24 protein-coding genes are annotated in these 23,524 nt (G+C 73.3%); 13 read left to right on the top strand and 11 right to left on the bottom strand.

Going from position 1 to position 23,524, the window contains the following annotated elements; translation table 11 throughout:
- Nucleotides 1-85: 85 nt before the first annotated feature.
- Entirely contained in the window at nt 86-1,753 is a 1,668-nt protein-coding gene (locus tag ACIQ6Y_RS35510; RefSeq protein WP_404045849.1) for a phosphodiester glycosidase family protein, read from the top strand.
- On the opposite strand, the gene ACIQ6Y_RS35515 is transcribed toward ACIQ6Y_RS35510, so the two are convergent.
- From ACIQ6Y_RS35515 to ACIQ6Y_RS35530, 4 genes are all read right to left on the bottom strand, one after another.
- Nucleotides 1,725-2,324, bottom strand: coding sequence for a hypothetical protein (locus ACIQ6Y_RS35515; RefSeq protein WP_404045851.1), 600 nt, complete (start codon nt 2,322-2,324; stop codon nt 1,725-1,727). The genes ACIQ6Y_RS35510 and ACIQ6Y_RS35515 overlap by 29 nt on opposite strands.
- An 83-nt stretch (nt 2,325-2,407) precedes the next feature.
- Nucleotides 2,408-2,959, bottom strand: a complete 552-nt coding sequence (locus ACIQ6Y_RS35520; RefSeq protein ID WP_404045976.1) for a GNAT family N-acetyltransferase — start codon at nt 2,957-2,959, stop codon at nt 2,408-2,410.
- 552 nt (nt 2,960-3,511) lie between these two features.
- Nucleotides 3,512-4,783, bottom strand: coding sequence for an MFS transporter (locus ACIQ6Y_RS35525; RefSeq protein WP_404045854.1), 1,272 nt, complete (start codon nt 4,781-4,783; stop codon nt 3,512-3,514).
- Complete coding sequence (locus tag ACIQ6Y_RS35530) at nt 4,780-5,721, bottom strand: NAD(P)/FAD-dependent oxidoreductase (protein WP_404045857.1); 942 nt, start codon at nt 5,719-5,721, stop codon at nt 4,780-4,782. Before ACIQ6Y_RS35530 ends, ACIQ6Y_RS35525 begins: the two co-directional genes overlap by 4 nt.
- 93 nt (nt 5,722-5,814) lie before the next feature.
- Between ACIQ6Y_RS35530 and ACIQ6Y_RS35535 the strand changes: the two genes are divergently transcribed.
- From ACIQ6Y_RS35535 to ACIQ6Y_RS35545, 3 genes are all read left to right on the top strand, one after another.
- The gene (locus ACIQ6Y_RS35535) at nt 5,815-6,402 is read left to right on the top strand and encodes a helix-turn-helix domain-containing protein (protein ID WP_404045860.1); all 588 of its coding nucleotides are present in this window, start codon (nt 5,815-5,817) and stop codon (nt 6,400-6,402) included.
- A gap of 52 nt (nt 6,403-6,454) precedes the next feature.
- Nucleotides 6,455-7,282: an NmrA family NAD(P)-binding protein gene (locus ACIQ6Y_RS35540; RefSeq protein ID WP_404045862.1), complete on the top strand. Its 828-nt coding sequence runs from the start codon at nt 6,455-6,457 to the stop codon at nt 7,280-7,282.
- Between the two features lie 105 nt (nt 7,283-7,387).
- On the top strand, nt 7,388-9,064 hold the full coding sequence (locus ACIQ6Y_RS35545; RefSeq protein WP_404045865.1) for a protein kinase: 1,677 nt from the start codon (nt 7,388-7,390) through the stop codon (nt 9,062-9,064).
- A gap of 22 nt (nt 9,065-9,086) precedes the next feature.
- Here ACIQ6Y_RS35545 and ACIQ6Y_RS35550 read toward each other — a convergent pair whose 3' ends face one another.
- Nucleotides 9,087-9,878, bottom strand: coding sequence for an aquaporin (locus ACIQ6Y_RS35550; RefSeq protein WP_404045979.1), 792 nt, complete (start codon nt 9,876-9,878; stop codon nt 9,087-9,089).
- Nucleotides 9,879-10,215: 337 nt separating this feature from the next.
- On the opposite strand from ACIQ6Y_RS35550, the gene ACIQ6Y_RS35555 reads away from it, so the two are divergent.
- On the top strand, nt 10,216-10,686 hold the full coding sequence (locus ACIQ6Y_RS35555) for a cation:proton antiporter regulatory subunit (protein ID WP_404045867.1): 471 nt from the start codon (nt 10,216-10,218) through the stop codon (nt 10,684-10,686).
- Nucleotides 10,687-10,693: 7 nt separating this feature from the next.
- Nucleotides 10,694-11,938, top strand: a complete 1,245-nt coding sequence (locus ACIQ6Y_RS35560) for a cation:proton antiporter (RefSeq protein WP_404045869.1) — start codon at nt 10,694-10,696, stop codon at nt 11,936-11,938.
- An 85-nt stretch (nt 11,939-12,023) separates the two neighbouring features.
- On the opposite strand, the gene ACIQ6Y_RS35565 is transcribed toward ACIQ6Y_RS35560, so the two are convergent.
- On the bottom strand, nt 12,024-12,206 hold the full coding sequence (locus ACIQ6Y_RS35565; RefSeq protein WP_404045872.1) for a hypothetical protein: 183 nt from the start codon (nt 12,204-12,206) through the stop codon (nt 12,024-12,026).
- Between the two features lie 264 nt (nt 12,207-12,470).
- Nucleotides 12,471-13,673: a CaiB/BaiF CoA transferase family protein gene (locus ACIQ6Y_RS35570; protein ID WP_404045875.1), complete on the bottom strand. Its 1,203-nt coding sequence runs from the start codon at nt 13,671-13,673 to the stop codon at nt 12,471-12,473.
- 149 nt (nt 13,674-13,822) lie between these two features.
- On the opposite strand from ACIQ6Y_RS35570, the gene ACIQ6Y_RS35575 reads away from it, so the two are divergent.
- The 3 genes from ACIQ6Y_RS35575 to ACIQ6Y_RS35585 all read left to right on the top strand — a co-directional run bounded on the left by ACIQ6Y_RS35575 (nt 13,823) and on the right by ACIQ6Y_RS35585 (nt 16,435).
- Nucleotides 13,823-14,230 carry a DUF6336 family protein gene (locus ACIQ6Y_RS35575; protein WP_404045878.1) on the top strand — a complete coding sequence of 136 codons (408 nt, stop codon included), beginning with the start codon at nt 13,823-13,825 and terminating at the stop codon, nt 14,228-14,230.
- Nucleotides 14,231-14,293: 63 nt separating this feature from the next.
- Nucleotides 14,294-15,577, top strand: a complete 1,284-nt coding sequence (locus ACIQ6Y_RS35580; protein ID WP_404045881.1) for a M20 family metallopeptidase — start codon at nt 14,294-14,296, stop codon at nt 15,575-15,577.
- A gap of 27 nt (nt 15,578-15,604) precedes the next feature.
- Nucleotides 15,605-16,435 carry an alpha/beta fold hydrolase gene (locus ACIQ6Y_RS35585; protein ID WP_404045883.1) on the top strand — a complete coding sequence of 277 codons (831 nt, stop codon included), beginning with the start codon at nt 15,605-15,607 and terminating at the stop codon, nt 16,433-16,435.
- A gap of 400 nt (nt 16,436-16,835) precedes the next feature.
- On the opposite strand, the gene ACIQ6Y_RS35590 is transcribed toward ACIQ6Y_RS35585, so the two are convergent.
- The 4 genes from ACIQ6Y_RS35590 to ACIQ6Y_RS35605 form a co-directional block, all read right to left on the bottom strand.
- A complete protein-coding gene (locus ACIQ6Y_RS35590; protein ID WP_404045886.1) occupies nt 16,836-17,309 on the bottom strand; it encodes a carboxymuconolactone decarboxylase family protein in 474 nt (157 codons plus the stop codon).
- Nucleotides 17,310-17,512: 203 nt separating this feature from the next.
- A complete protein-coding gene (locus ACIQ6Y_RS35595) occupies nt 17,513-17,836 on the bottom strand; it encodes a hypothetical protein (RefSeq protein WP_404045889.1) in 324 nt (107 codons plus the stop codon).
- Nucleotides 17,837-18,043: 207 nt separating this feature from the next.
- Entirely contained in the window at nt 18,044-18,367 is a 324-nt protein-coding gene (locus tag ACIQ6Y_RS35600; RefSeq protein ID WP_404045892.1) for a DMT family transporter, read from the bottom strand.
- Nucleotides 18,364-19,017 (bottom strand): FMN-dependent NADH-azoreductase, encoded by a 654-nt coding sequence (locus tag ACIQ6Y_RS35605; RefSeq protein ID WP_404045894.1) that lies wholly within the window; start codon nt 19,015-19,017, stop codon nt 18,364-18,366. Before ACIQ6Y_RS35605 ends, ACIQ6Y_RS35600 begins: the two co-directional genes overlap by 4 nt.
- 111 nt (nt 19,018-19,128) lie before the next feature.
- On the opposite strand from ACIQ6Y_RS35605, the gene ACIQ6Y_RS35610 reads away from it, so the two are divergent.
- From ACIQ6Y_RS35610 to ACIQ6Y_RS35625, 4 genes are all read left to right on the top strand, one after another.
- Nucleotides 19,129-19,689, top strand: coding sequence for a TetR/AcrR family transcriptional regulator (locus ACIQ6Y_RS35610; RefSeq protein ID WP_404045897.1), 561 nt, complete (start codon nt 19,129-19,131; stop codon nt 19,687-19,689).
- A gap of 110 nt (nt 19,690-19,799) precedes the next feature.
- Nucleotides 19,800-20,267 (top strand): GreA/GreB family elongation factor, encoded by a 468-nt coding sequence (locus ACIQ6Y_RS35615; protein ID WP_404045900.1) that lies wholly within the window; start codon nt 19,800-19,802, stop codon nt 20,265-20,267.
- A 121-nt stretch (nt 20,268-20,388) separates the two neighbouring features.
- Nucleotides 20,389-22,899 carry an ATP-dependent Clp protease ATP-binding subunit gene (locus tag ACIQ6Y_RS35620; protein WP_404045903.1) on the top strand — a complete coding sequence of 837 codons (2,511 nt, stop codon included), beginning with the start codon at nt 20,389-20,391 and terminating at the stop codon, nt 22,897-22,899.
- Between the two features lie 49 nt (nt 22,900-22,948).
- Complete coding sequence (locus tag ACIQ6Y_RS35625) at nt 22,949-23,512, top strand: YciI family protein (RefSeq protein WP_404045906.1); 564 nt, start codon at nt 22,949-22,951, stop codon at nt 23,510-23,512.
- Nucleotides 23,513-23,524 lie beyond the last annotated feature (12 nt).

A 23,524-nucleotide genomic window follows, 5' to 3' on the forward strand; every position in this document is an offset into this window, starting at 1 on the left:
ATCGAGTGGACGGCCCCCTGCGCGACACACGCGCCGGGCACGGTCGCAACGACTCCCGTAGCCGACGTAGCTGAAAGGGCTCCGCATGAGCAACCGAATGGCACGCCGCGGAATGATCGGTGGGGCGCTGGCCGCCTGCCTGGTCGCCGGCACGATCGCCACCTCGGTGGCCGACGAGCCGGCGGCGGCCGACCAGCCTCCGGTGGAACGGGCCGCGGTGAGAATCCCGGCGAGACTCCCGCTCGGTTCCGCCGAGTTGGAGGAGACGCGCACCCCGCGGACGGTCGCGCCGGGCGTCACCCACATCGCGATCGAGCGCGGCCGGGCGTCGGCGGACGACTTCTGGACGGTCACGGTCGGCGTCGGCACGACCGACGAGGAGGTCGCCGAACTGGAGGCCAAGGTCCGCGCCGCCGGGTACGAACCGCGCCTCGACCCCACCGCGGGACCCGACCCCCGGGGCTCCGAGGACCGGCCGCTCGGCATGATGGTGCGGGTGGGGCGGTACGCCGACCAGACCGCCGCCAACCGGGCCCGCAGTCAGATGATCTCGCGCGGTCTGACCGGGGTGGTCCACCACACCAGCGAGGACGGGAACCCCACCACCGGCCCCTGGTCGCTGGACGTCCTCGTCGTCGACCCGGCCAGGTTCACCGGCCGGCTGCGGTCCGAACTGGCCAGCGGGATCGTGCCCGGCCGTGAGACCACCAGCGAGATGGCGCGGCGCACCGGCGCCCTCGCCGGCATCAACGGCGGCTTCTTCGTCATCGACAGCGGCCGGCACACGCCCGGCCCCGGCCTGACCGGCACCGACGGCGACCTCGCCGGCATCTCGGTCGTCGGCGGGGACCTCGTCTCGGAGGCCGTCAACGACCGGCCCGGACTGGTCATCCAGTCCGACTCCGGGCGGGGCTCGTCGGTGCGCCGGCTCCGCACCAGGCTCAGCGTCCGCACCGACGACGGCATCACCCGCCAGGTGACGGGCCTGAACCGGCAGGCCGGCCTGATCGTGAACTGCGGCGGCGTCGGCACCGCCACGCCCTTCTCCGTCCCCTTCCAGGAATACACCTGCGGCAACGACAACGAACTCCTCGCCATCACCCCGAAGTTCGGCGCCACCGCCCCGGAGGGCGCCGGCTACCAGGCCACCCTCGACGCCGACGGCCGGGTGACCGCCGTCCAGCCCAGCCGGGGCGGCGCGGTACCCGCGCAGGGCACCCTGCTCCAGGGCACCGGGACCGGGGCCCAGTGGCTGCGCGTCCACGCCCCGGTCGGTGCCCGGCTGAGCGTGCGCAGCACAGTGGTGGACTCCGACAGTGGTGCCCGGGTGCCGGTCACCTCGAAGACCTCCGTCATCAACGGCGCCCCGCTGCTGCTGCGCAACGGCCGGACCGCTCTCGACCCGGTACGCGACGGCTGGGGCCCGGTGGAGATCGAGGGCTCGGACCGTGAGGCGCTGTTCAACGCCTGGTACCTGCGCCGCAATCCGCGTACCGCGGCCGGTGTCACCAAGGACGGCCGGATCATCCTGCTCACCGCCGACGGCCGCCGGCCCGGCTACACCGTCGGTCTGAGCACCCCCGAGACCGCCGCGGTCATGCGCAGCCTCGGTGCGGTGAACGCCCTCAACCTCGACGGCGGCGGCTCGACCGCGATGGTCGTGAACAACGCCCTCCAGGGCACCCCCAGCGACCGCACCGGCGAACGCTCCGACGGCGACGCCCTCATGATCCTTCCGAAGTCGGCCCGGTAGCCTCCCGGGCCTCCACGGGCTGCTCCCCACGGCCCACCGTCGCCGCCCACTCGACCGTCGAGGGGGCGGCGACCTTCACGGTCCCGGGCCGGTGAACGGCCGGCAGCGCGAACTCGTTGTAGACCACGGCCGGTTCCCCCGAAGAGCAGGCGTGCGGGAAGGACGCCCCGAGCGCGGGCAGGTCCACGGTGACCTCGCCCGCGCCTCGGCAACTGACGGCGACGATCAGGGCCTTGCCTCGGCGCCCGCCCTCGTAGGCGAAGTGCGCGTTGCCGCGGGCGGTTCCGTGGCGGCCGGCGAGGGTTTCACCGTTTCCCGCGTCGAGCGGCGGCGGGACGACGGGCGTCGGTTCCCGGGTGGCCCAGGCCCCGGCCGCGGCGGCGGTCGGGGCGGCGGTCGAGGCGGCGGTCGAGGCGTCGGTCGAGGCGTCGGTCGAGGCGTCGGTCGAGGCGTCGGTCGAGGCGTCGGGCCGTGGCTCGTTCGTGTGTTGCGGTGGTGCCGTGCAGGCCGCGGCGGCCAGTACGGTCAGCAGCCAGACAGGGTTCCGCCTGTGGCGGGTCACGGTGGGCACGAGCACACGCTAGGTCCCGGGCCTGACACGTCACGGCCTGATCGGCGCAGTTCTGAGCAGAAACTGAGGAAACGTGCGCGAGTTCAGGACACCCGTCGGGCCAGCACCTGTCCCGGCCAGTCGCCCGTACCGAGGAAACGGTCGGTGGGGGTGAACCCGTTGCGCTCGTAGAACGCAACCAGGGAGCCTCCGCCTCCCGCCCAGCAGTCGACCCGCAGCAGCTGCACACCGGCGCGCCGGGTCTCCTCGGCGGCGTGGGCCAGCAGCGCGGCGCCGATGCCCCGGCCGGCGTACCGTCGGTCGGTGACCAGCAGCCGGACGTATCGCTCGGGTTCCCCGGCCGGGGCGATGGACATCTGCGGGCTGGGCCCGGAGTCCAGCACCAGGGCACCGACGGGCGTGCCGTCCAGCTCCGCGATGTACGGCCAGTTCTCGGTCGTGTAGCGCCGGACCCGCTCGACTCCGCCGGGCTTCTTCGAGTACGGCGTGGTGCCCCACTGCTCGGTGTTGCCGCGGGTGTTCATCCAGCGCACCGCGCCGTCGAGCATGTCGAGCACGGCCGGGGCGTCGTCCGGGCCGCCCGGCCGGATCCGTATCGCCCCGGTGGCGTCGCCCCCGAACCGCGCCTTCTGCATGCGCTCCGCCGCCGCGGCGGCCTCGCCTTCCGCGGTCCAGTCCTTGGGCCGGCTCCCCTCGAAGAGGCGCTCGACCGGGGCCCAGCCGAGCAGGCGGAGGGCGTCCCAGCCCGGCGGTGTGGTCAGGTTCTCCAGGTCCAGGTAGTGGTCGGTCCTGACGCGGTCCCAGGCGTGGATCACCTGGCCGTCGCCGACGCACAGCCCCACATGGCCCCAGTTCCGCCGGGTGCCGAAGAGCTCGCCCGTGGTGTCGTAGAAGACGAAGGCGCCCGTCGGCGGTGCGCCGGTGTGCTGCTGGGCCCGGTAGATCTCGGCGGACTCGCGGGCGAAGTCGCCGCCGAAGATCTCGACGTGGTTGGGGCGTTCGTAGGCGTCCTCCACGAAGGCCAGGCAGCGTGAGGCGTACGCGGTCGAACCCAGCCGTTCCCGCGCCCAGGCGATGGCGTTGTCGGTGCGGGTCTGCCAGTCGTGATCCATGGGTCCCCTCGGTCTGCCGGCCGGGCCGCACCGGATGCTAGCCGCGCAGCGGCCCGCCGCGGCACCGGTTTTCGTTCAGCCGGTTCGGGGCTGCCGACGGTCGGCCGCCGTCGTCCCGGCCCTCGCTCCGTCACCGTCGTCGGTCCGAATTCGCCGCCGGCGATCCGACAGCTTGCGGTCCAGGAGTGCCGTCGGTACGACCGCCGCCGCCAGCGCCGCGCCGATCCAGGTGACGGCTGTGACGTCCGCGCCGTTGTTCAGGGCGGCGCCCGCGAGGGCCGGGACGAGGCTGATGCCGAGCTGGAAGGCGGAGACGGTGGTGGCGCCCGCCAGGGTCGGTGCCTGGGCGGCGATGGTGAACACCCGCCCGTAGACGGCCGGGTTGAGCACGAAGCCGGCGACGCCGAGCAGCAGCACGAGCGGGACGACGGCGAGCGGATGCCGGGCCAGCAGCGCCAGCAGGACCGAGCTGCCCAGGATGCCGAGCGCCCCGGCCAGGAGCGCCTGGGTGGGCCGCCGGTCGGCGATCCGGCCTCCGACGGACAGCCCGACGAAGGCGCCGACGCCGAACAGCGCGAGGACCGCGGGCACCCAGACCGCTGGGACGCCGGTGACGTCGGTCAGGAAGGACGCGAGATAGTTGAACGTGATCATGTACGCGGCGGTGCTCAGGATGGTCGCGGCGTACACGACCCACAGCTGCGGCTGCCGCATGGTGCGCAGCTCCCGCCGGACGCTCGGCTCCGCTCCCCCGCTCGTCGCGGGCACCGCGACCAGGCTCAGCACCGCTCCTGCGGCGGTCAGGACGACCACGCCCCAGAACCCGCCCCGCCAGCCGGTGAAGTGGCTCAGCAGGGCGCCCGCCGGGCCGCCGGCGATCATCGCGAGGCCGAGTCCGCTGACGACGACCCCGGAGGCGCGTGCCGTGCGGTCCGGGGTGACCAGGCCGACCGCGGTGACCGCCGCGACCGCCCAGTACCCGGCGTACGCCAGGCCGCACAGGAAGCGGGTGGCCACCAGCAGGGCGTAACTGTCGGTCAGCAGGCCGGCCGCCACCGAGACGGCGAAGACGGCCTGGGTGGTCACCAGGGTGACGCGGCGCGGCAAGCGCAGGGTCAGGATCGCGAAGGGCGGTCCGCCGATCACGACCCCGACGGCGAACGCCGAGATCAGCGCGCCGGCCGAGGAAAGGCTGATCCCGAGGTCGTCGGCGATCTCCGGCAGCACGCCGGCCAGCAGGAACTCGGCACTGCCCATGGCGAACAGGCTGAACGCGAGCAGATAGACGCCGAGCGGCAGTCTCCCACGCGTGACCGGCCCCGGCTGCTGTGCGGTCCCGGCACTCACCGGCCCTCACCTCGCACGGCCGGGGCGCGGTGCTCGGCGACGGCTCGGACCACGTCCTCCTCCAGCAGGTCGGTGTTGAGGGCGAAGGCGGCCGCCGCGCCCATGCCCGCGGCGGTGACGACCTGGGCGCGCGGATCGGCCACATTGCCCACCGCCCACACGCCCGGCACGGTGGTGCGGCCGGTCCGGTCGGTGACGACGAAACCGTTCTCGGTCGCGCAGCCGAGTGCGAGGAGCAGGCCGTCGCGGGGCACCATGCGCGGGAAGAGGAACACCGCCTCGCGGGCCACCGTCCGGCCATCGGTGAGCTCGACGCCGCTGACCCGGCCGTCGTCGGCGCACACCCGCGCGATCTCTCCGTCGACGACACGGACGCCGCGGGCGGTGAGGCGTTCGTGGTCCTCGCCGCTCAGGTCGAGGGTGTGCCGGAAGAACACCACGTCTTCGGACCACTGCCGCAGCAGCAGCGCCTGGTGCACCCCGCCCGGCGAGGTCCCCAGCACACCCAGGGCCCGGTCGCGGACCTCGTACCCGTGGCAGTACGGGCAGTGCAGCACATCCCGGCCCCATCGCTCGCCTACGCCGGGCAGATCGGGCAGCTCGTCACGCAGCCCGGTGGCCACCACCAGCCGCCGTGCGGACAGGGCCGAGCCTCCGGCCAGGTGCACGGTGAAGCCGGGGTCGACGTGGTCCGCCTGACCGGCGATCAACTCGGCTCCGTAGCGGGTGACTTCGGCACGGCCCACCTCCAGCAGCGCGGCGGGCGGCATGCCGTCCCGGGACAGGTAGCCCTGCATATGGGCGGCGGGGGCGTTGCGGGGCTCTCCCGCGTCCACCACCGCGACCCGGCGCCGCGCCCGGGCCAGCACCAGGGCGGCGTTCAGGCCCGCGGCTCCCGCGCCGATCACCAGGGCGTCGTACTGCGTCTCGTCGCTCATCGCGATCACCTCCGCGGCACAAGGTCGCCGCGGGGCTGCTCGTTCGACAACCTTTGTTGCCAATTCCGGGACGCGCGGGGTGAGATGAGGGCCATGGACCATCCCGCCGCGATCACCGAAGCACTGTCCGAGGTCGGCCCGCGTCTGAAGCGGCTGCGGACCGAGCGCCACCTGACGCTGGCCGAACTCGCCGAGGCCACCGGCATCTCCAAGAGCACGCTGTCCCGCCTGGAGTCGGGGCAGCGCCGCCCCAGCCTGGAGCTGCTGCTGCCGCTGTCGCACGCCCATCAGGTCCCGCTGGACGAGCTGGTGGGCGCGCCCGAGGTCGGCGACCCCCGGGTGCGGCTGACGCCCCGGCGCGTGAACGGCAACACGGTCCTGCCGCTGACCCGTCAGCCCGGGCCGATCCAGACGTACAAGATGGTCCTGCCGGCGAGCCGCACGGAGCCCGACCCGTGCACGCACGAGGGCTACGAGTGGCTGTATGTGCTCTCGGGGCGGCTGCGGCTGGTGCTGGCCGACCACGATCTGGTGCTGGGCGCGGGCGAGGTCGCCGAGTTCGACACGCGGCTGCCGCACTGGTTCGGCACGACCGGCGAGGGACCGGTGGAGGTGCTCAGCCTCTTCGGCCGGCAGGGCGAGCGGCTGCATGTCCGCGCCCGGCCGCGCACCGGCGCTTGACCTCAACTTCGGTTGAGTTTCTAGCGTGTTCGGTGACGAAAGGACGTGAGCTATGACGACTTTGGTGACGGGTGCCACCGGGAACACCGGCCGGCATGTGGTGGCGGAACTGGTCCGGCGAGGCGAGCGCGTCCGGGCGCTGAGCCGGGACACGGTCGCGGCGGCGGCGAAGCTGCCCGCCGGGGTGGAGGTGGTGGCCGGTACGCACACCGTGCCGGAGAAGCTGGACGCCGCGCTGGAGGGTGTCGACCGGCTGCACATCACCGTGACGGCGGGACTGGCCGAGGCCGGGCCGGAGCTGGTGCGCAGGGCGGTGGACGCGGGCGTGCGACGCATCACCGTGCTGTGGGGCGGCTTCGTGGGCCCGGTCGAGGAGGCCGTGGCGGAGTCGGGGGTGACCTGGACGCGGCTGGAGCCCCAGGAGTTCATGTCCAACACGCTGACGTGGACCGACTCGGTCCGGGACGAGGGGGTCGTGCGCGAGCCGTACGACCTGCCGAGCGCCCTTGTCCACGAGGCGGACATCGCGGCGGTCGCGGCCGTCGCCCTGCTGGAGGACGGCCACGCGGGCCGCGCCTACAACCTGACCGGGCCCGAGGCGCTGACCCCGCGCGAGCGGGTGGCGATGCTGTCGCGGGCCGTCGGCCGTGAGCTGTCGTTCGTGCCGCTCACCCATGAACAGGCCGTCGAGCGGCTGATGGCGACCGGAGTGTCCCGGGCCGACGCCGACTACGTCATCGGCTGGTACGCCAGTCCTCCCGAGGAGGCCGCGACCGTCGTCGACACCGTCGAGCGGCTCACCGGCCGGCCCGCGCGCACGTTCGCCCAGTGGCTGGCCGAGCACGCGGACCGCTTCCGGGGGCCCCGTACACCGCGTTGACCATGGGGCGTCCCGCAGTCTGCGATCATGGCGGCGTGAGGAACGGCCCTCGTACACAGGGGCCCCCTCAGTGGCTGTCCGGTGCAGGGGGAAGGGACGACGAACGTGCTGGTGGCGGGGCGGTATCTGCTCGAGACTCCGCTGGGACGCGGCGCGATGGGCGAGGTCTGGCGGGCGACCGACCAGACCTTGAACCGGTCGGTCGCCCTGAAGCTGCTGACCGGTGAGGCGGCGGAGAAGGACACGGCCCGCTTCCACCTGGAGGCGCAGACCGCGGCCCGCCTCAACCACCCCCATGTGGTGGGCGTCTACGACTTCGGGTCGCACGCGGGGCAGCCGTATCTGGTCATGGAGCTGGTGGAGGGCTGGAGCCTGGCCCAGGAGCGGTCGCTGCGCGGTACGTTGGCGCCCGCCGAAGCGGCCCTGCTCGTCGGCCAGTTGGCGAACGGACTGGCCGCCGCGCACCGGCAGGGTGTCATCCACCGGGACATCAAGCCGGCCAACGTGATGCTGACCGCCGACCGCGTCGCGAAGATCACCGACTTCGGGATCGCCCGCTTCGCCGACGCGGCCGCCGGCGCCCTGACCGCCACCGGCACGGTCGTCGGCTCGGCCGCCTATCTGGCCCCCGAGCGTGCGCTGGGCCGTCCGGCCGAACCGCCCTGTGACGTCTACGCGATGGGCTGCGTGCTGTACGAACTGCTCACCGGGCGCCCGCCGTTCACCGGTGCCACCAGCCTGGCCGTGGTCCAGCAGCAGGTCGACGCCGCGCCGGTGCCGCCCGCCCGGCTGCGGCCCGACATACCCGAGCCGCTGTCCGCGTTCGTGCTGCGCCTGCTGGACAAGGACCCGGCCCGGCGCCCGACCGCGGGCGAGGCGGCCACCTGGCTGACGACGCTGCCCGGCGGGGGCGAGGGGGCCGGGGCGGAACATGCCTATCCTGCGGCGCCGCGGGGGCAGGGGTTCCCGACCGGGAGTGCGGGGTTCGCGGGCGGGCCTCAGGGGCAGGGCGGCGGCCCGGCCGGGCCGCACGGGCAGGGCTACCTCTCTTCCGGCCCTCAGGGGCAGGACTTCGCTGCCGCGCCGCAGGGAGCGGGGTTGCCTGCCGCGCGGCATGGGCAGGGGTACGCCGCCGCGCCGCAGGGAGCGGGGTTGCCTGCCGCGCGGCAGGGGCAGGGCTACGCCGCCGCACCGCAGGGACAGGGGTACGCCGCCCCGCCGCAGGAGCGGGGGTTTGCTTCCGCGCCGCAGGAGCGGGGGTTCCCAGCTCCACCACAGGAACGTGGGTTCGCAGTCCCTCCGCAGGAGCGGGGATTCGCAGCCCCGCCACACGAACGTGGGTTCGCTGCCCGGCCACAGTTCGCCACCCCGCCGCAGGGGCACGCCCTCCCCGCCGCCACGCCGGAGGGCGCTCTCCCCGCCGCCGCGCCGGTGCCGTCCCCGTCGACGGCGGCCAGGCCCGCCAGGCCCGCCCCGGGGCGTCGGCGTCCCGCCCGGCCGCGCGGCGGACTCTCCCCCAAGGTGTTGTTCGCCGTCGGCGGCGTCCTCGTGTTCGGCGCCTCGGCGGCTCTCGGGGCCGGCCTGGCCTCCGGCGACAGCGACGACGCGTCCCCCGAGGGCACGTCCACGTCGTCCTCCCCGGACCGGCCCGCTGCCGGGACGCCGACGCCACCGCCGTCGCCGTCCACCGTCATGAGCGACGGCGACGGACACAAGGAGCAGGGGGAAGCGGGCGAGAAACGCGGGAAGTCCGAGGAGGAGGACCGGGAGGACGACGACTGAGGCCGTCACGGCCCAGCGGTCGTCACCCCGATGCGCGCCCGCGGCCCGGTGTGAAGACCAGTGCCACCAGGCCCAGTCCTACGACGGCCCCCACGAGCTGCATGCCGACGAACCCGGCGACCGAGCCGGGCGCGATGCCCGCCGCGGTGTCGGTGAAGGCGCGGCCGATCGTCACCGCCGGGTTGGCGAAGGACGTGGACGACGTGAACCAGTACGCGGCGCCGATGTAGGCGGCGACGGCGACCGGGGCGAAGCGCAGCCGGCCGGTGCGGGCCAGGCCGAAGACCAGCAGGATCAGGCCCGCGGTCGCGACGACCTCGCCGAGCAGCACAGGCCCGCCGGAGCGGTCGTGCGTGGACAGTCTCACCAGCGGCTCACCGAACATACCGTCGGCCAGCACGCTGCCCGCGAAGGCGCCGACGACCTGCGCCGGGACGTAGACGGCCGTCTCGCGCAGGGTGACCCCGACGCCGAGGCGGCGGCCGGTCCACCACTCGGCGAGGGTGACGGCGGGGTTGAAGTGGGCGCCGGAGACCGGCCCGAACAGGGTGATGAGGACGCCGAGCCCGAAGGCGGTGGCGAGTGAGCAGGCCAGCAGTTGCAGCCCGGCGTCGGCGGTGAGTTCGCCGGCCTGGATGCCGGTGCCCACCGATACCGCCACCAGGGCGGCCGTGCCGAGCAGTTCGGCCGCTGCCCGGGCGTGCAGCGGCGGCGGGACGGGCAGGGCCGGCCGCGGCGCGAGCGGCGCCTCCGCGCCGGTCGGGGCGGCGGCCGTCACGGACTCCCCGGCTCTCTCGTGCCGGGTGGCCTCCATGGACGTCAACAGTTCTCCTCGATACGGATCGCCGCGAGGGCGAGTGAACAGGGGCAGAACCGCGGGACGTTGGTCCGGCGGTGATGCGCGCGGTCTCCGCGAGGTCGGCGAACTGACCGGCTGGAAGGGAGACGTCCACCTCGCGCGTGGTACGGGCGTGGGACCGACGTCGTCCGCACCGATAGTGGCACATCACCCGAGGCTGATACGCCCCTGGTGGCCGGGACCGACCGCTGTGCGGCCCCCTGGTTAAAGTGACGGTGACGGGTTTCCCAAGAAACGGTCAAACGCCCAAGCCAGACCGCCCGACAGGAGGACAGCCGTGGGTGCACCCCGCATGAGCAGTACGCCGCTGCCCGGCATAGGAGTCCGCTACGACCTCACCACCCGGGAGCAGCGCCGCCTGTCCGTGGTGGCCCACCGGGACGGGACGCGGACGCTGAGCGCGTACCGTACGGACGACCCGGACGCCTGCGCCATGTCGGTGCGGCTGACGGCCGGCGAGGCGGAGACGGTCATCGACGCGCTGATGCCGACGCACCACAGCCCCAACCTGCTGTCGACGACCGAGCTGGGGCTGGTGGCGGAGCGCATCGAGCTGCCGTCGGTGTCGCACTGGAACGGGCGGCTGCTGGGCGAGACCCGGATGCGCACCGAGACGGGCGTGTCGATCGTGGCCGTCCTGCGCCGGGCCGAGGCGTTCCCCTCGCCCGGGCCGGACTTCCGGCTGGCGGGCGGGGACACCCTGATCGTCATCGGCACCCGCGAGGGTGTGGACGCGGCCGCGGCGATACTCGGCCGGGAGTGATCGCGCGATGCACTCCTCTGCCGTCTTCCTGATCGAGTTCGGCGCGATCATCCTCGGGCTGGGGCTGCTGGGCCGGTTCGCCGCACGCTTCCAGTTCTCGCCGATCCCCCTCTATCTGCTGGCCGGGCTCGCGTTCGGCGAGGGCGGGCTGCTGCCGCTCGGCTCCAGCGAGGAGTTCGTGGCGATCGGCGCCGAGATCGGCGTGATTCTGCTGCTGCTCATGCTGGGCCTGGAGTACACGGCGAGCGACCTGGTCTCCAACCTCAGGACGCAGTACCGGGCCGGACTGCTCGACGCCCTGCTCAACGCGCTGCCCGGTGCGATGCTGGCGCTGCTGCTCGGCTGGGGCCCGGTCGCCGCGGTGGTGCTGGCCGGGGTCACCTGGGTGTCCTCCTCCGGCGTCATCGCGAAGGTGCTCGGCGATCTGGGCCGGCTGGGCAACCGGGAGACGCCGGTGATCCTGAGCATCCTGGTGCTCGAGGACCTCTCCATGGCGGTCTATCTGCCCATCATCACCGCCCTGCTGGCCGGGGTGGGTCTCGCGGCGGGCAGTGTCACCCTGGCCATCGCGCTGGGCGTGGCGGCGCTGGTGCTGCTGCTCGCGGTGCGCTACGGCCGTCACATCTCGCGCTTCGTCTCCAGCGACGACCCGGAGAAGCTTCTGCTGGTCGTGCTGGGGCTGACGCTGGTCGTCGCCGGTGTGGCGCAGCAGTTGCAGGTCTCGGCGGCCGTCGGGGCGTTCCTGGTGGGCATCGCCCTGTCGGGCGAGGTCGCCGAGGGCGCCCACAATCTGCTGGCCCCGCTGCGGGACCTCTTCGCGGCGGTCTTCTTCGTCTTCTTCGGTCTGCACACCGACCCCGCCACCATCCCGCCGGTGCTGCTGCCCGCGCTCGCGCTGGCCGTGGTCACCGCGCTGACGAAGATCGCCACCGGGTACTGGGCCGCACGCCGCGCCGGGATCTCGCCCAAGGGACGCTGGCGCGCGGGCGGCACCCTGGTCGCGCGCGGCGAGTTCTCCATCGTCATCGCCGGGCTCGCGGTGACGGCCGGCATCGAGCCCTCCCTCGGCCCGCTGGCGACGGCGTACGTCCTGATCCTGGTGGTCCTGGGCCCGCTGACGGCCCGCTGGACGGAGCCGCTGGCCACCCGTCTGACGAGCCGCCTGCGCGAGCCCGCGCCCCTGCCGCCGATGCCGGAGGACGCCGGGTTCCTGGACCCGGCGGAGGACCCGGACAGGGTTGCCCGGCCGTGACCACGCGCCCCGTCGGCCTGGCCCGACCGCGAGACAGCGGTCACGGCGACGACCGACACTGCGGCGGGCGGGACGGCGGCCCGCCCTAGGGCTGTGAACCCCCCAGACCCTCCCCGGCAGCACGCGGCGCGGGGCGTGCGCCCAGCAGATGGGCGGCCTGGATCTCGATGTGGTCCGCAGCCCGCTGCGCCTCCGCGACGACGTCTCCGCGCTCGCGCACGAGATCGTCGTAGATCGGCGCGTCATGACGGGTGATGGTGCGTGTCATGGTGAACTCCCCGTTCCCGTCAGGCCCGATTCAGCGGGGCCGCGATGCCGTGCCCTATAAGGGCGTACATCCTGGCCTGGGGGTGTGCGGCGCGGTCGACGTTGGTCATTCGCTTTTCCGATCTTTTTCCGGGTCGGGTCTTTCCTTCCATCTGGTTCTGCGTATTCCGAACGCCGACGCGTTACACCTCACCCGTGAAAGCAAGGAAATGTAAGGCAATTCTCGATGGCCTGTGCATTTTTCGTGACCGCGGGATGGGGATATTCAGGAATCCGGGGAATCCAGCCAGGCCCTGAGGTCGTCGGTGTGCTCGCCGAGCCCGGGCGGGCGGCGGGTGTGGCGCGGGGGCGTGGCGGACAGGTGCAGCGGGTTGGCGACGAGGTCCATCGGCTGCCCGTCGGCACCGGTGACGGTGACTCGGGGTGCGAGGCCCAGCCGCTCGGCCAGTTCGAAGGCCTGGCGCAGGTCGTTCACCGGCCCGCAGGGCACGCCCAGCGGGGTGAGCCGGTCGAACCACTCGGACGCGGTGCGCCGCGCCAGCAGCGTGCCGACGAGCCGGGCCAGTTCCGCCACATGGGCCACGCGGTCGGCGTTGGTGGCGAAGCGCGGGTCGGCGGCGAGCTCGGGTGCGTCCAGCCCGCGGCACAGCGCGGCGAACTGCCGGTCGTTGCCGACGGCGAGCACGAACGGCCGGTCCCGCGCCTGGAACACCTCGTACGGCGCGATCGAGGGGTGCCGGTTGCCGAGGATGCCGGGCACCTGTCCGGTCAGGGTGTGCGCGGCGGCCTGGTTGACGAGGCTGGACAGCAGACAGGACAGCAGGTCGACCTCGACGTGCTGCCCCTCGCCGGTCGCGTCGCGGTGCCGCAGTGCGGCCAGGGCGCCGACGGCGGCGTGCAGTCCGGTGAGGACGTCCACCACGGCGACGCCGGTCTTCACCGGCTGCCCGGGGGCCGGGCCGGTCACGCTCATCAGCCCGCCGACCGCCTGGATCAGCAGGTCGTAGCCGGGCAGCGCGGCCCCCGCGCCGGCGCCGAACCCGGTCACCGAGCAGTACACGAGCCCGGGGTTGAGCTCGCGCGCGGAGGCGTAGTCGAGGCCGTACTTCTCCATCGTCCCGGGCCGGAAGTTCTCGAACAGGACATCGGCGCGGCGCACCAGTTCCGCTGCCCGCCGCCGGTCGTCGGGGTCCCGCAGATCGAGCGCGAGGGAGCGCTTGTTGCGGTTGACGGACAGGTAGTAGGTGGGCTCGCCCTGGGCGTACGGCGGCCCCCACGCGCGCGTGTCGTCGCCGGTGCCGGGCTGCTCCACCTTGATCACCTCGGCGCCGAGATCGGCCAGCAGCATCGTCGCGTACGGCGCCGCCAGCACCCGCCCGAAGTCGGCGACGAGCACCCCCTCCAGCGGCAGCCGGACCGCCGAAGGCCCGCCGTCCGCCGCGTTGCCGCTCCCCGGGCTCGTCCGCATCGCGTTTCCCCTTCCAGCCGTTCCCGCCCGTCAGGGTCGTCATTCTGGGGACGAGGCGCCGCGCGGGACATTGGACACGATGTACAGGCCCGGCCCCCGGGGGAAGGCCGATTCGTCCATGGTGTCGGGGCGGCGGCTACTGTGCCCGCATGCAACGGGACGACGAGGGTGTGCTGTCGCCGCGGCTGCGGCTGGGAAACGTAGTGCTGCGCGGTGCGATGTTCGGAGCGGTCGGCGCGGTGGTGGCGGCCATGGCCGCGCTGGTCGTCGGCGACCACCACGACCGTATGGAGTTCCTGGCCGTCGTCGGCGGTCTGTGTCTCGTCGGCGGCGGCTTCTTCCTGCTCATCGGGCTGTACTTCTGGTCCGCGTGCGGGGGTGACATCCGGCGGGTGCGGGACTGGCGCAGCGTCACGAGCCAGTTCGACGGCCCCACCCTGGTCGCGCCGGTCCTGGTGCGGCTCGGCGCGCTCGCGCTGGTCGTCGCGCCCGCCGCGTTCGGGCTGTACGACCTCGTGGACGGGGCGTCGTACGGCAGTTGGCTGTACAGCCACTGACCCGCCGGGCGGCTCGTGGCTACCGTGACCGCACGGAGCCGGCGCGCAGGAAGGGCGTACCCCATGGCCGACGAGGTGCTGCACGACGAGCTGGACCGGCGGGCCGAGGAGGTCGCGGAGCAGGTCGTGGCCTGGCGCCGGCATGTGCATCAGAACCCCGAGCTGTCCAACCGGGAGGAGTGCACGGCCCGGTTCGTCGCGGAGCATCTGCGTTCGCTCGGGCTCGACGAGGTGCGCACGGGCATCGCGGGGCACGGGGTGGTCGGGGTGCTGCGCGGCGGAGTGCCCGGCGAGCGGGTGGTGGCGCTGCGGGCGGACATCGACGCGCTGCCCGTGCCGGACGCGTGCGGCGTCGAGTTCGCCTCGCGGGTGGTCGACCGGGACTACCCGGGCGGGCCGTTCCCCGTCTCGCACGCCTGCGGCCACGACTGCCACACGGCCATGCTGATGGGTGCGGCCACCGTCCTGGCCGGGGTCCGCGACCGGCTGCCGGGCACGGTGCTGTTCGTCTTCCAGCCCGCCGAGGAGGGGCCGCCGGTGGACGAGAGGGGCGGCGCCCGGGTGATGGTGGAGGAGGGCGCCTTCGGCGATCCGACGCCGACGATGGCCTTCGGCATGCATGTCACGCCGTATCCCAAGGGGTATGTCGGCTACCGCGTCGGCAATCAGTACGGCGCCTCCTGCCTGGTCAGGATCGTCATCAGCGGCCGGCAGGTGCACGGCTCCTCCCCCTGGCAGGGCATCGACCCCATGCCCGCGGCGGGCGCGATCCTCGTCGGCATCGGCCAGCTGTACCGGCAGGTCGACGCCTTCGACCCGGTCACCGTCAGCATCGGTCATGTGGAGGACGTCGGCCGGTTCAACATCATCGGCGAGACCGTCACGCTGTGGGGCACCATCCGCTGCGCCGTCGCGTCGGACATGGCGGACGTACAGAAGCGGCTGACCGTCCTGGCGGAGAACTCCGCGGCCGCGTACGGCTGCACCGCCACTGTCGAGCACCTCCAGGACGTCCCGCCCGTGCACAACACCCGTGAGTGGGTCGACGCGGCGCTGCCCACCTTCCGCCGCGTGGTGGGCGAGGACCGGGTCGTGGAGACGTCCGCCACGCTCGGCTACGACGACGTCTCGGAGTTGATCGACCGCTACGGCGGCCTGTACGTCATGCTCGGCGTCCAGGACGCCACCCTCGACGGCACCGGCCGGCCCACGCCCTCCCCCGACGGGCGCGGCCTGGTCCCGAACCACAACCCCCGCTTCTACGCCGACGACAGCACCCTCGTCACCGGAGTCCGGCTGCACGCGCACACGGCGTACGACCATCTCAGCGGGGTCCTCGCGCCATGAGGCCCGCTGCGTGAAAGGGGGCGGACGATGAGCTGGCGGGAACACACCGTCGTACGGGACGGGGTGCGGCTGGTCTGCCGGGACCGGGGCGGTGAAGGGCCGGCGCTCGTGCTGCTGCACGGGCTCGCCGGTCAGCTGGGCGAGTGGGACGCGGTGGCGGAGCGGCTGAGTCCCGCCTTCCGGGTGGTCGCGCTCGACCAGCGCGGGCACGGTGCCTCCGAGCGGCTGCCCGAGGACGTGTCCCGTGCCGCGTACGTCGAGGACGTCGTGGCCGTCGCCCGCGCGTTGCGGCTCGACGCGCCCGTCCTGGTGGGGCAGTCGATGGGCGGCAACGCCGCGCTCCTCACCGCCGCCGCCCATCCCCGGCTGGTGCGGGGCGTGGTGCTCGTCGAGGCGGGGGCGGGCGGGCCGAGCCCAGGCGTCCCGGACGAGATCCGCGGCTGGCTGGCCTCGTGGCCGGTGCCCTTCCCGTCGCGGGAGAAGGCCGTCGCATTCTTCGGCAGCGGGCCGGTCGGTGAGGGCTGGGCGGACGGGCTGCGGGAGCGGGACGGCGGCTGGTGGCCCCGCTTCGAGCCGGAGGTGATGGTCCGCTCGACGGCCGAGGTCGCCGAGCGGTCGTTCCTCACCGACTGGCGGCGCGTCAGCTGTCCGGCCCTGCTGATCCTGGCCGAAAGGAGCTTCGTGCCGCCCGAGGAGTTCGACGCGATGGTCCGGGCCCGGCCTTCGGTGACCTCCGTCAGCCTGCCCGGGACGGTGCACGACCTGCATCTGCAACGCCCGGACAGGGTGGCCGAGTTGGTCGCGCAGTTCGTGCATGGCCTGGAGGGTGCCCCCGGCCGGCCCGGTGACCGGCCATGAGGGCGTCGTCGGAGCCGGCTCAGGGTCCGGTCGGCGCGCCTCCCATCCAGGAGTCCATGGGGCGGTGCTGCTGGTGAGGAGGGCCCGCGGGGGGCGCGGGTGGTATCACCCGCGCCAACTCGCGGCGCAGACGGTCGGCTTCACCGCTCACCTGGGCGGGGACGTCACCGCGCTCGGCCACGAGGCGGCTGTAGATGGGGGTTTCCAGGAACACGGTGAAATCTGCCTGCCTTCTCGGTCATCGGGAACCAGCGGGGTCGGACGGCGCTGCAGGACAGCGTACGGACCACCACTGACATTCACCGACTCCCCCGTCCTCAGATAGTGCCAGGCCGCCGCGCGCGCCGTGCCGCCGGGAGGGGATCCGCCGCGCGCTCCCCCTCCCGGCCCGGTGCGTCGGTCACCCCCACTGGCCGGGCTGGTAGTCGCCGGCCGGCTGCCGGACGATGACGTTCATCCGGTTGTAGGCGTTGATGATGGCGATCAGGGACACCAGGGCGGCCAGTTGCTCCTCGTCGAAGTGCTTCGCCGCGTCCGCCCAGGCCTCGTCGCTCACCCCGCCCGCCGCGTCGGCGATCCGGGTGCCCTGCTCGGTCAGCTCCAGCGCGGCCCGCTCGGCCTCGGTGAAGACGGTCGCCTCCCGCCAGACCGCGACGAGGTTCAGCCGCGTCTGGGTCTCCCCGGCGTGCGCGGCGTCCTTGGTGTGCATGTCCGTGCAGAAACCGCAGCCGTTGATCTGGCTGGCGCGGATCTTCACCAGCTCCTGCACGGTGCTCGGCAGCGTCGAGTCGGTGACGACCTTGCCCGCCGAGTTGATGTACTTCGCGAACTTCGCCGCGACCGGGCTGCCGTAGTAGCTGAAACGGGCTTCCATCGTGCTCTCCTTGCCTGCCGGGTGACTGCTTCACCTCACTGACGCGGCGCGGAGGAACGATGTGACAGGCAGGAGGATGTGAGCCGCGTCACGCGATCGGGGCGAAGGGCAAGCCCTCCGTGGCGGGGTGCGACACGGAGGGCGGCAAGGCGGCAGGGCAGCACGGAATCGGCAAGGGCGGCACGAGGATCGGCCGGCCGTCGCTACTGCGCGGCCCGTACCGCCGCGCCCGCCGCCGCGATGTCCAGGTCGACCAGGACGGCCCCGCCCTCGCGACGGCCGCGCTCGGAGATCGCGAGGCCGATCAGCGCCAGCTCGGCCGCGTGGTCGCGCAGCCGATGCTGCTCAGGCGTCTCCCGGTCGGGCGCCTGCCGCTCGTCGCGCTCCCACGCGGCCACCGCCGCGTCGGCGAGCTCCTGGGGCAGTCGTACGGTGACCCGGGCGGTCTGCGCCTCGACGCGCGCCCCGATCGCTGCGAGCACCGCCGTGTCGTCGCGGTACCGGCCGTATGGCGAAAGGTCGTTCACGCGTCGAGGGTAGCGGCGCCGCCGAGAGCGCCGAGGCCCGGCTCGCGGGCGTGTCGGCGCACTTCGGCGGCGCGCGGCCGGACCGGTGCCAGGCCGTCGCCGGGCCGGTGCGAGGCCGTCGCCGGGCCGGTGCCAGGCCGTCGCCGAGCCGTCGCCGGGCCGTCGCCAGGCCGTCGCCGGGCCGTTGCCAGGCCGTTGCCCGGTGCCTCACTCGGCCGTGGCGGTCGTGTGGGACAGCGCCACCCCGCCGACGATCAGGGCGAGGGCGAGGAGGCGGCCGAGGGTCACCGGGTCCTTGTGGACGACGACGCCCAGCGTGATGGCACCGGCCGCGCCGATCCCGGTGAAGACGGCGTAGGCCGTGCCCACCGGCAGTCCCCGCATCGCCAGGGACAGCAGATAGACGGCGACGGCGGCGAGCGCGAAGCAGAGCAGGGTGGGCAGCGGGCGGGTGAATCCGGCCGTGGGCTTGATGCTCTGCGACCAGCCGACCTCCACCAGACCGGCCGCGATGAGGAGCAGCCAGTTCACAGGGATTCTCCTGTCTTGCGGGCGGCCTCCAGCGCGGCCGCGCGGGACGCGTCGTGCGCGCCGCGCCGGTCGGCGAGGGCCGGATCGGTGAGGGAGTTGACCAGTTCGGTGCCGAGGAAGGTCATGTCGTCCTCCGGCACGGCGAAGTGGCCGGTGAAGAAGTCGCGCAGGTAGCGCTCCTGGTGGTCGTACGGGTGGCGCGGGGTGCCCGGGCCGTAGGCCCCGCCGCGGGCGTACGCCACGACGAACCGCCGTCCGGCGAGGGACATGCGCGGGAAGGTGACCTGGTCGATCCAGGCCTTCAGGGACGCCGGGATCGCATAGTTGTACATCGGCGTGGCGATCAACACGGCGTCGGCGGCGACGAGTTCGGACAGCAGCGGCTCGACGACGGCCCAGGCCGCCTCCTGGGCGGGGGTGCGCACGGCCTCCCGGTAGCGGGCGGTGTCGGTGATCCGGTGCTCGAGGACGTAGTCGCACAGCTCGGTCCACGCCTCACCGATCTGCGGGACGGGGGTCCGGGCCAGGTCGCGGTGGACGTACGTGCCGCCGGGGTGGGCGGCGCGCCAGGCGGCGGCGACGGCGTCGCCGACCTCCCGGCTGAAGGACTGGCGGCGGGCGCTGGCGTCGATGTGGAGCAGCGTGGTCATGACGGGTCCCCTCGGAATCGGCCGGAACAGTAACCGGACACGGCGTCCAGTTATACCGGACGAGACGCTCAACCGGACAGGGCGTCCAGTTATTCCGGTAGGCTGAGCCCCATGGAGACGAGGGAACGCGCGGACGCCGCCCGCAACCGGGCCAAGGTGCTCTCCGCCGCCGCCGAGCTGTTCGCCGCCGGTGATCCGCGGTCGGTCACGATGGAGGACATCGCCCGCGCGGCCGGCATCGGCCGGGGCACCCTCTACCGCCGCTACCCGGACGTCACGTCCATCGCGGCGGCCCTCCTCGACGAGCACGAACGCGGCCTCCAGGAGGAGCTGTTGCGCGGCGCTCCCCCACTGGGCCCCGGCGCGCCGCCGCCCGAGCGGCTCACCGCGTTCTACGCCGCCATGGTCGACCTGCTCGACGCCCACAGCCATCTGGTCCTGGGCGCCGAGACCGGCGAGAAGCGCTTCACCGTCGGGGCGTACGGCTTCTGGCGCGTCCACGTCCTGGTCCTGCTGCGCGAGTCCGGCGCTCCGGACCCGGAGGCCCTGGTGGACGGCCTGCTCGCGCCCCTGGCACCGGAGGTCTTTCTCCAGCAGCGGGCGCAGGGGGTGACGCCGGACCGGATCAAGGCGGCGCTGGGGCGGCTGGCGAGGGCGGCGACGGTCGGCTGAGGGAACGGCGGATCGGCCACGTCGACCGCGTCACCCGATGGGTGATTTGCCGGGCTTGTTCCCCGATGCGGTAATGGAAGCCTCGTACGCGACCAGCAGCGGGAGCAGCGATGACAGACGGCCCCGAACCGATCAGCACCGAGGCGCTGGGATCCCTGCGGCGCGAGCTCGACGAGCTGCGGAGCCGGCGGGCGACGGTGGCCGCGACCCTGCGGGGGGACGACGCGGTGGGCGACCGCGCGGACGAGGCCGACGAGTTGCAGCGGGCCTCGGACGTGGCCCGGCTGGACCGGCGCATCGCCGAGATCGAGGCCCGGATCAGGGAGTCGTCCGTCGCGGGCCCGCCGCCCACGGACGCGGTGGGTGTGGGCAGCACCGTCACCGTACGGTTCGGGGACGGCGAGGAGTCGACCCTGCGGCTCTCCGAACTCGCCGACGCGGACGACGCCGACCTGGTGACCGCCGACAGCCCGCTCGGACACGCGCTCCTCGGGCACCGGGCCGGTGACACCGTGCGCTACCGGGCCCCGGGCGGCGACCGGACGGCTTTCGTGGTGTCCCTGGGGCACGGCGGCTGACCCGAGAGCACGCCCTCCGGGGCTGGATCGGGGGGCCGCCACCGCGGGCGCGGCTGAGGTTGCGGGGTGCGACTCGCGCGGTTTGAGTTGGTTCGTTCCCCTGTCGTTCTCAGGAGCAGCGATGTCGATGGCGTTCGGTTCCCCCTTCGGTTCGTCGGACCCGTTCAGCGAGCTGCTGAACCGCTTCTTCGGGATGTCACCCGCGTCCTCGCCGCCCGCGGTGCAGCGGGTGCCGATCGGGCGGCTGCTGACGGAGTCCTCGCGGGAGCTGCTCAATCTGGCCGCGCGCAAGGCCGCCGAGGACGGCACCTCGGACCTGGACACCGAGCATCTGTTCTGGGCCGCCACCCAGGTCGACCCCGCCCGCAGGCTGCTGTCCGAGGGCGGGGTGGACCCGGAGGAGCTCGCCGCGAGGATCGCCAAGGTGCTGCCCCGTGAGGCCGGCGAGCCCTCCGCCGAGCCGGGTCTGACCCCGGCGGCCAAGCGCACGCTCGCGGCCGCCTACAACGACTCGCAGGCGGCCGGGGTGTCGTACATCGGCCCCGAGCACGTCCTCGGCGCGTTGCTGTCCGACCCGGACTCCGGCGCAGGCCGCTTCCTCGGCGCGCAGGACGTGGACGTGAAGAAGCTGCGCGGCGCCACCGACCAGGCGGCCCGCGCCGACGGCACCCCCGCCGCGGCCAAGGCGCCCGCCACGGCGCTGGACGAGTACGGCCGCGACCTCACCGAGGAGGCGAAGGCAGGCAGGCTGGACCCGGTGGTGGGGAGGGCCGAGGAGATCGAGCAGACGGTCGAGATCCTGTCACGGCGCTCCAAGAACAACCCCGTCCTGATCGGCGAGCCCGGCGTCGGCAAGACGGCCATCGTGGAGGGTTTGGCCCAGCGGATCGTCGCGGGCGAGGTGCCCGACACGCTCAAGGACAAGCGGGTCGTCTCCCTCGACCTGTCGGGCATGGTCGCGGGGGCGCAGTACCGCGGCCAGTTCGAGGAGCGGCTGAAGAAGGTCATCGAGGACGTCCAGCAGGCCGAGGGCGAGATCGTCCTGTTCATCGACGAACTGCACACCGTCGTCGGCGCGGGCGCCACCGGCGAGGGCTCGATGGACGCGGGCAACATGCTCAAGCCCGCCCTCGCCCGCGGTGAGCTGCATGTCGTCGGCGCGACGACGATCGACGAGTACCGCAGGCACATCGAGAAGGACGCCGCCCTGGAGCGCCGCTTCCAGCCCGTCATGATCCCGGAGCCGACGGTCGAGGAGACGGTCCAGATCCTCGAAGGGCTGCGGGACGCCTACGAGGCCCACCACCAAGTCCGTTTCGCCGACGGCGCGCTGGCCGCGGCGGCCGAGCTGTCCGACCGCTACATCAGCGACCGCTTCCTGCCCGACAAGGCCATCGACCTCATGGACCAGGCGGGCGCCCGGGTCCGGCTGCGCAGCGCCTCGCGCTCCACCGAGGTCGTCGCGTGTGAGGACCGGATCGCCAAGCTGCGCCGTGAGCTGGACCAGGCGGTGGCCACCGAGGACTTCGAGAGGGCCTCGGAGCTGAAGCGGCAGATCGCCGAGGTGGAGGGTGAACTCGCCGGGATCGAGGAGCGCCGTGAGGGGGTCGTGTCGGTGACGGCGTCCGACATCGCCGACATCGTCTCGCGCCGCACGGGCATCCCGGTCTCCCAGCTCACCGCGGACGAGAAGGAGCGGCTGCTGAAGCTGGAGGAGGAGATGCACGCCCGGATCGTCGGCCAGGACGAGGCCGTCACCGCGGTGTCGCAGGCCGTACGACGCAACCGCGCGGGCATGGGCGACCCCGACCGCCCCGTCGGCTCCTTCCTCTTCCTCGGGCCGACCGGTGTGGGCAAGACCGAGCTCGCCAAGACGCTCGCGGAGCTGCTGTTCGGCGACGAGGACCGGATGATCCGGTTCGACATGAGCGAGTTCCAGGAGAAGCACACCGTGGCCCGACTCGTCGGGGCGCCTCCCGGATACGTCGGCTACGAGGAGGCCGGGCAGCTCACCGAGAAGGTGCGGCGCAAGCCGTACAGCGTGGTGCTGTTCGACGAGGTGGAGAAGGCGCACCCGGACGTCTTCAACACGCTGCTGCAGATCCTCGACGACGGCCGGCTCACCGACGGACAGGGCCGCACCGTCGACTTCCGGCACACGGTCGTCATCATGACGTCCAACATCGGCGCCCACCGCATCCTCGCGCACGAGGGCGACGCGGCCGAGCTGAAGGACGAGCTGATGGAGGAGCTGCGGCAGCGGTTCCTGCCGGAGTTCCTCAACCGCATCGACGACATCATCGTCTTCCACAGCCTCACCGAGGCCGATCTGTCGGAGATCGTCGACCATCTGCTGGACCGCAGCAAGCACCGTGTGCACGGGCAGGGCATGACGCTGGAGGTCACCGAGGCGGCGAAGAAGCTGCTCGTCGCGCACGGCCACCAGCCGGAGTTCGGCGCCCGGCCGCTGCGCCGCACGATCCAGACCGAGCTCGACAACCGCGTCGCCGAGATCCTCCTCACCGGCGACGCCGAGCCCGGCGACACGATCGTCGCCGACCTGAAGGACGACTCCCTGCACTGCACGATCCGCAAGGGCGACCGGGCGGGCGGCAGCGAGGGGTATCACTGAGGCGTAATTCCCTTGAGCGGGCGGCGCGGGTGCGCGAGGGTCCGGTTCCATGGAGTTCTTCTGCTTTCACCGTGACCGGCCCGGATCCCTCGCCCTGCGCGAGAAGCTGCTGGAGGAGCACTGGTCCTACATGGACCGGTACGCCGGGGAGATGATCGCCCGCGGCCCGCTCTTCGCCGGGGACGGCGACGACGCCCCGCTCGTCGGCAGCGTGCACATCCTCGGTCTGCCGGACGCGGCCGCGGCGCGCGCGTTCGCCTTCGACGAGCCGACGTACCAGGCCGGCGGGTACCGGGACGTGCTGCTGCGGCGGTGGCGCAATCTGCTGGGCCGCACGATGTGGGAGTTCCCTGGCGGCCGCACCGGCGGCAACCGCTACCTGGTGCTCGGTCTCGGTTCCGGGGAGGGCGAGCCCGCCGATCTCGCCGTACCGCCCGGCCGGGAGGACGAGCTGATCGCGTACGGGCCGCTGCTGTCCGACGACGGGGCGGCCTGGCTGGGCACGGCGGCGCTGCTGCGGGCGCCCGACGCGCGGACGGCGGGCGAGCTGCTCACCGCCGACCGCTACGCCGGGATCGAGGTCTACTCCTGGGAGTTCGGCGGCCGCAGATAGCCGGCTTGCCGG

Source organism: Streptomyces sp. NPDC096205, from assembly GCF_044763135.1.
Classification (GTDB): domain Bacteria; phylum Actinomycetota; class Actinomycetes; order Streptomycetales; family Streptomycetaceae; genus Streptomyces.

Coding starts and splice junctions, on each gene's coding strand:
- ACIQ6Y_RS35510 (WP_404045849.1), top strand. CDS start 86: ATGAGCAACCGAATGGCACGCCGCGGAATGATCGGTGGGGCGCTGGCC.
- ACIQ6Y_RS35535 (WP_404045860.1), top strand. CDS start 5,815: ATGGACCATCCCGCCGCGATCACCGAAGCACTGTCCGAGGTCGGCCCG.
- ACIQ6Y_RS35620 (WP_404045903.1), top strand. CDS start 20,389: ATGTCGATGGCGTTCGGTTCCCCCTTCGGTTCGTCGGACCCGTTCAGC.
- ACIQ6Y_RS35585 (WP_404045883.1), top strand. CDS start 15,605: ATGAGCTGGCGGGAACACACCGTCGTACGGGACGGGGTGCGGCTGGTC.
- ACIQ6Y_RS35615 (WP_404045900.1), top strand. CDS start 19,800: ATGACAGACGGCCCCGAACCGATCAGCACCGAGGCGCTGGGATCCCTG.
- ACIQ6Y_RS35520 (WP_404045976.1), bottom strand. CDS start 2,959: ATGCAGAAGGCGCGGTTCGGGGGCGACGCCACCGGGGCGATACGGATC.
- ACIQ6Y_RS35570 (WP_404045875.1), bottom strand. CDS start 13,673: ATGCGGACGAGCCCGGGGAGCGGCAACGCGGCGGACGGCGGGCCTTCG.
- ACIQ6Y_RS35575 (WP_404045878.1), top strand. CDS start 13,823: ATGCAACGGGACGACGAGGGTGTGCTGTCGCCGCGGCTGCGGCTGGGA.
- ACIQ6Y_RS35590 (WP_404045886.1), bottom strand. CDS start 17,309: ATGGAAGCCCGTTTCAGCTACTACGGCAGCCCGGTCGCGGCGAAGTTC.
- ACIQ6Y_RS35625 (WP_404045906.1), top strand. CDS start 22,949: ATGGAGTTCTTCTGCTTTCACCGTGACCGGCCCGGATCCCTCGCCCTG.
- ACIQ6Y_RS35560 (WP_404045869.1), top strand. CDS start 10,694: ATGCACTCCTCTGCCGTCTTCCTGATCGAGTTCGGCGCGATCATCCTC.
- ACIQ6Y_RS35610 (WP_404045897.1), top strand. CDS start 19,129: ATGGAGACGAGGGAACGCGCGGACGCCGCCCGCAACCGGGCCAAGGTG.
- ACIQ6Y_RS35550 (WP_404045979.1), bottom strand. CDS start 9,878: ATGGAGGCCACCCGGCACGAGAGAGCCGGGGAGTCCGTGACGGCCGCC.
- ACIQ6Y_RS35580 (WP_404045881.1), top strand. CDS start 14,294: ATGGCCGACGAGGTGCTGCACGACGAGCTGGACCGGCGGGCCGAGGAG.
- ACIQ6Y_RS35555 (WP_404045867.1), top strand. CDS start 10,216: ATGAGCAGTACGCCGCTGCCCGGCATAGGAGTCCGCTACGACCTCACC.
- ACIQ6Y_RS35565 (WP_404045872.1), bottom strand. CDS start 12,206: ATGACACGCACCATCACCCGTCATGACGCGCCGATCTACGACGATCTC.
- ACIQ6Y_RS35605 (WP_404045894.1), bottom strand. CDS start 19,017: ATGACCACGCTGCTCCACATCGACGCCAGCGCCCGCCGCCAGTCCTTC.
- ACIQ6Y_RS35540 (WP_404045862.1), top strand. CDS start 6,455: ATGACGACTTTGGTGACGGGTGCCACCGGGAACACCGGCCGGCATGTG.
- ACIQ6Y_RS35530 (WP_404045857.1), bottom strand. CDS start 5,721: ATGAGCGACGAGACGCAGTACGACGCCCTGGTGATCGGCGCGGGAGCC.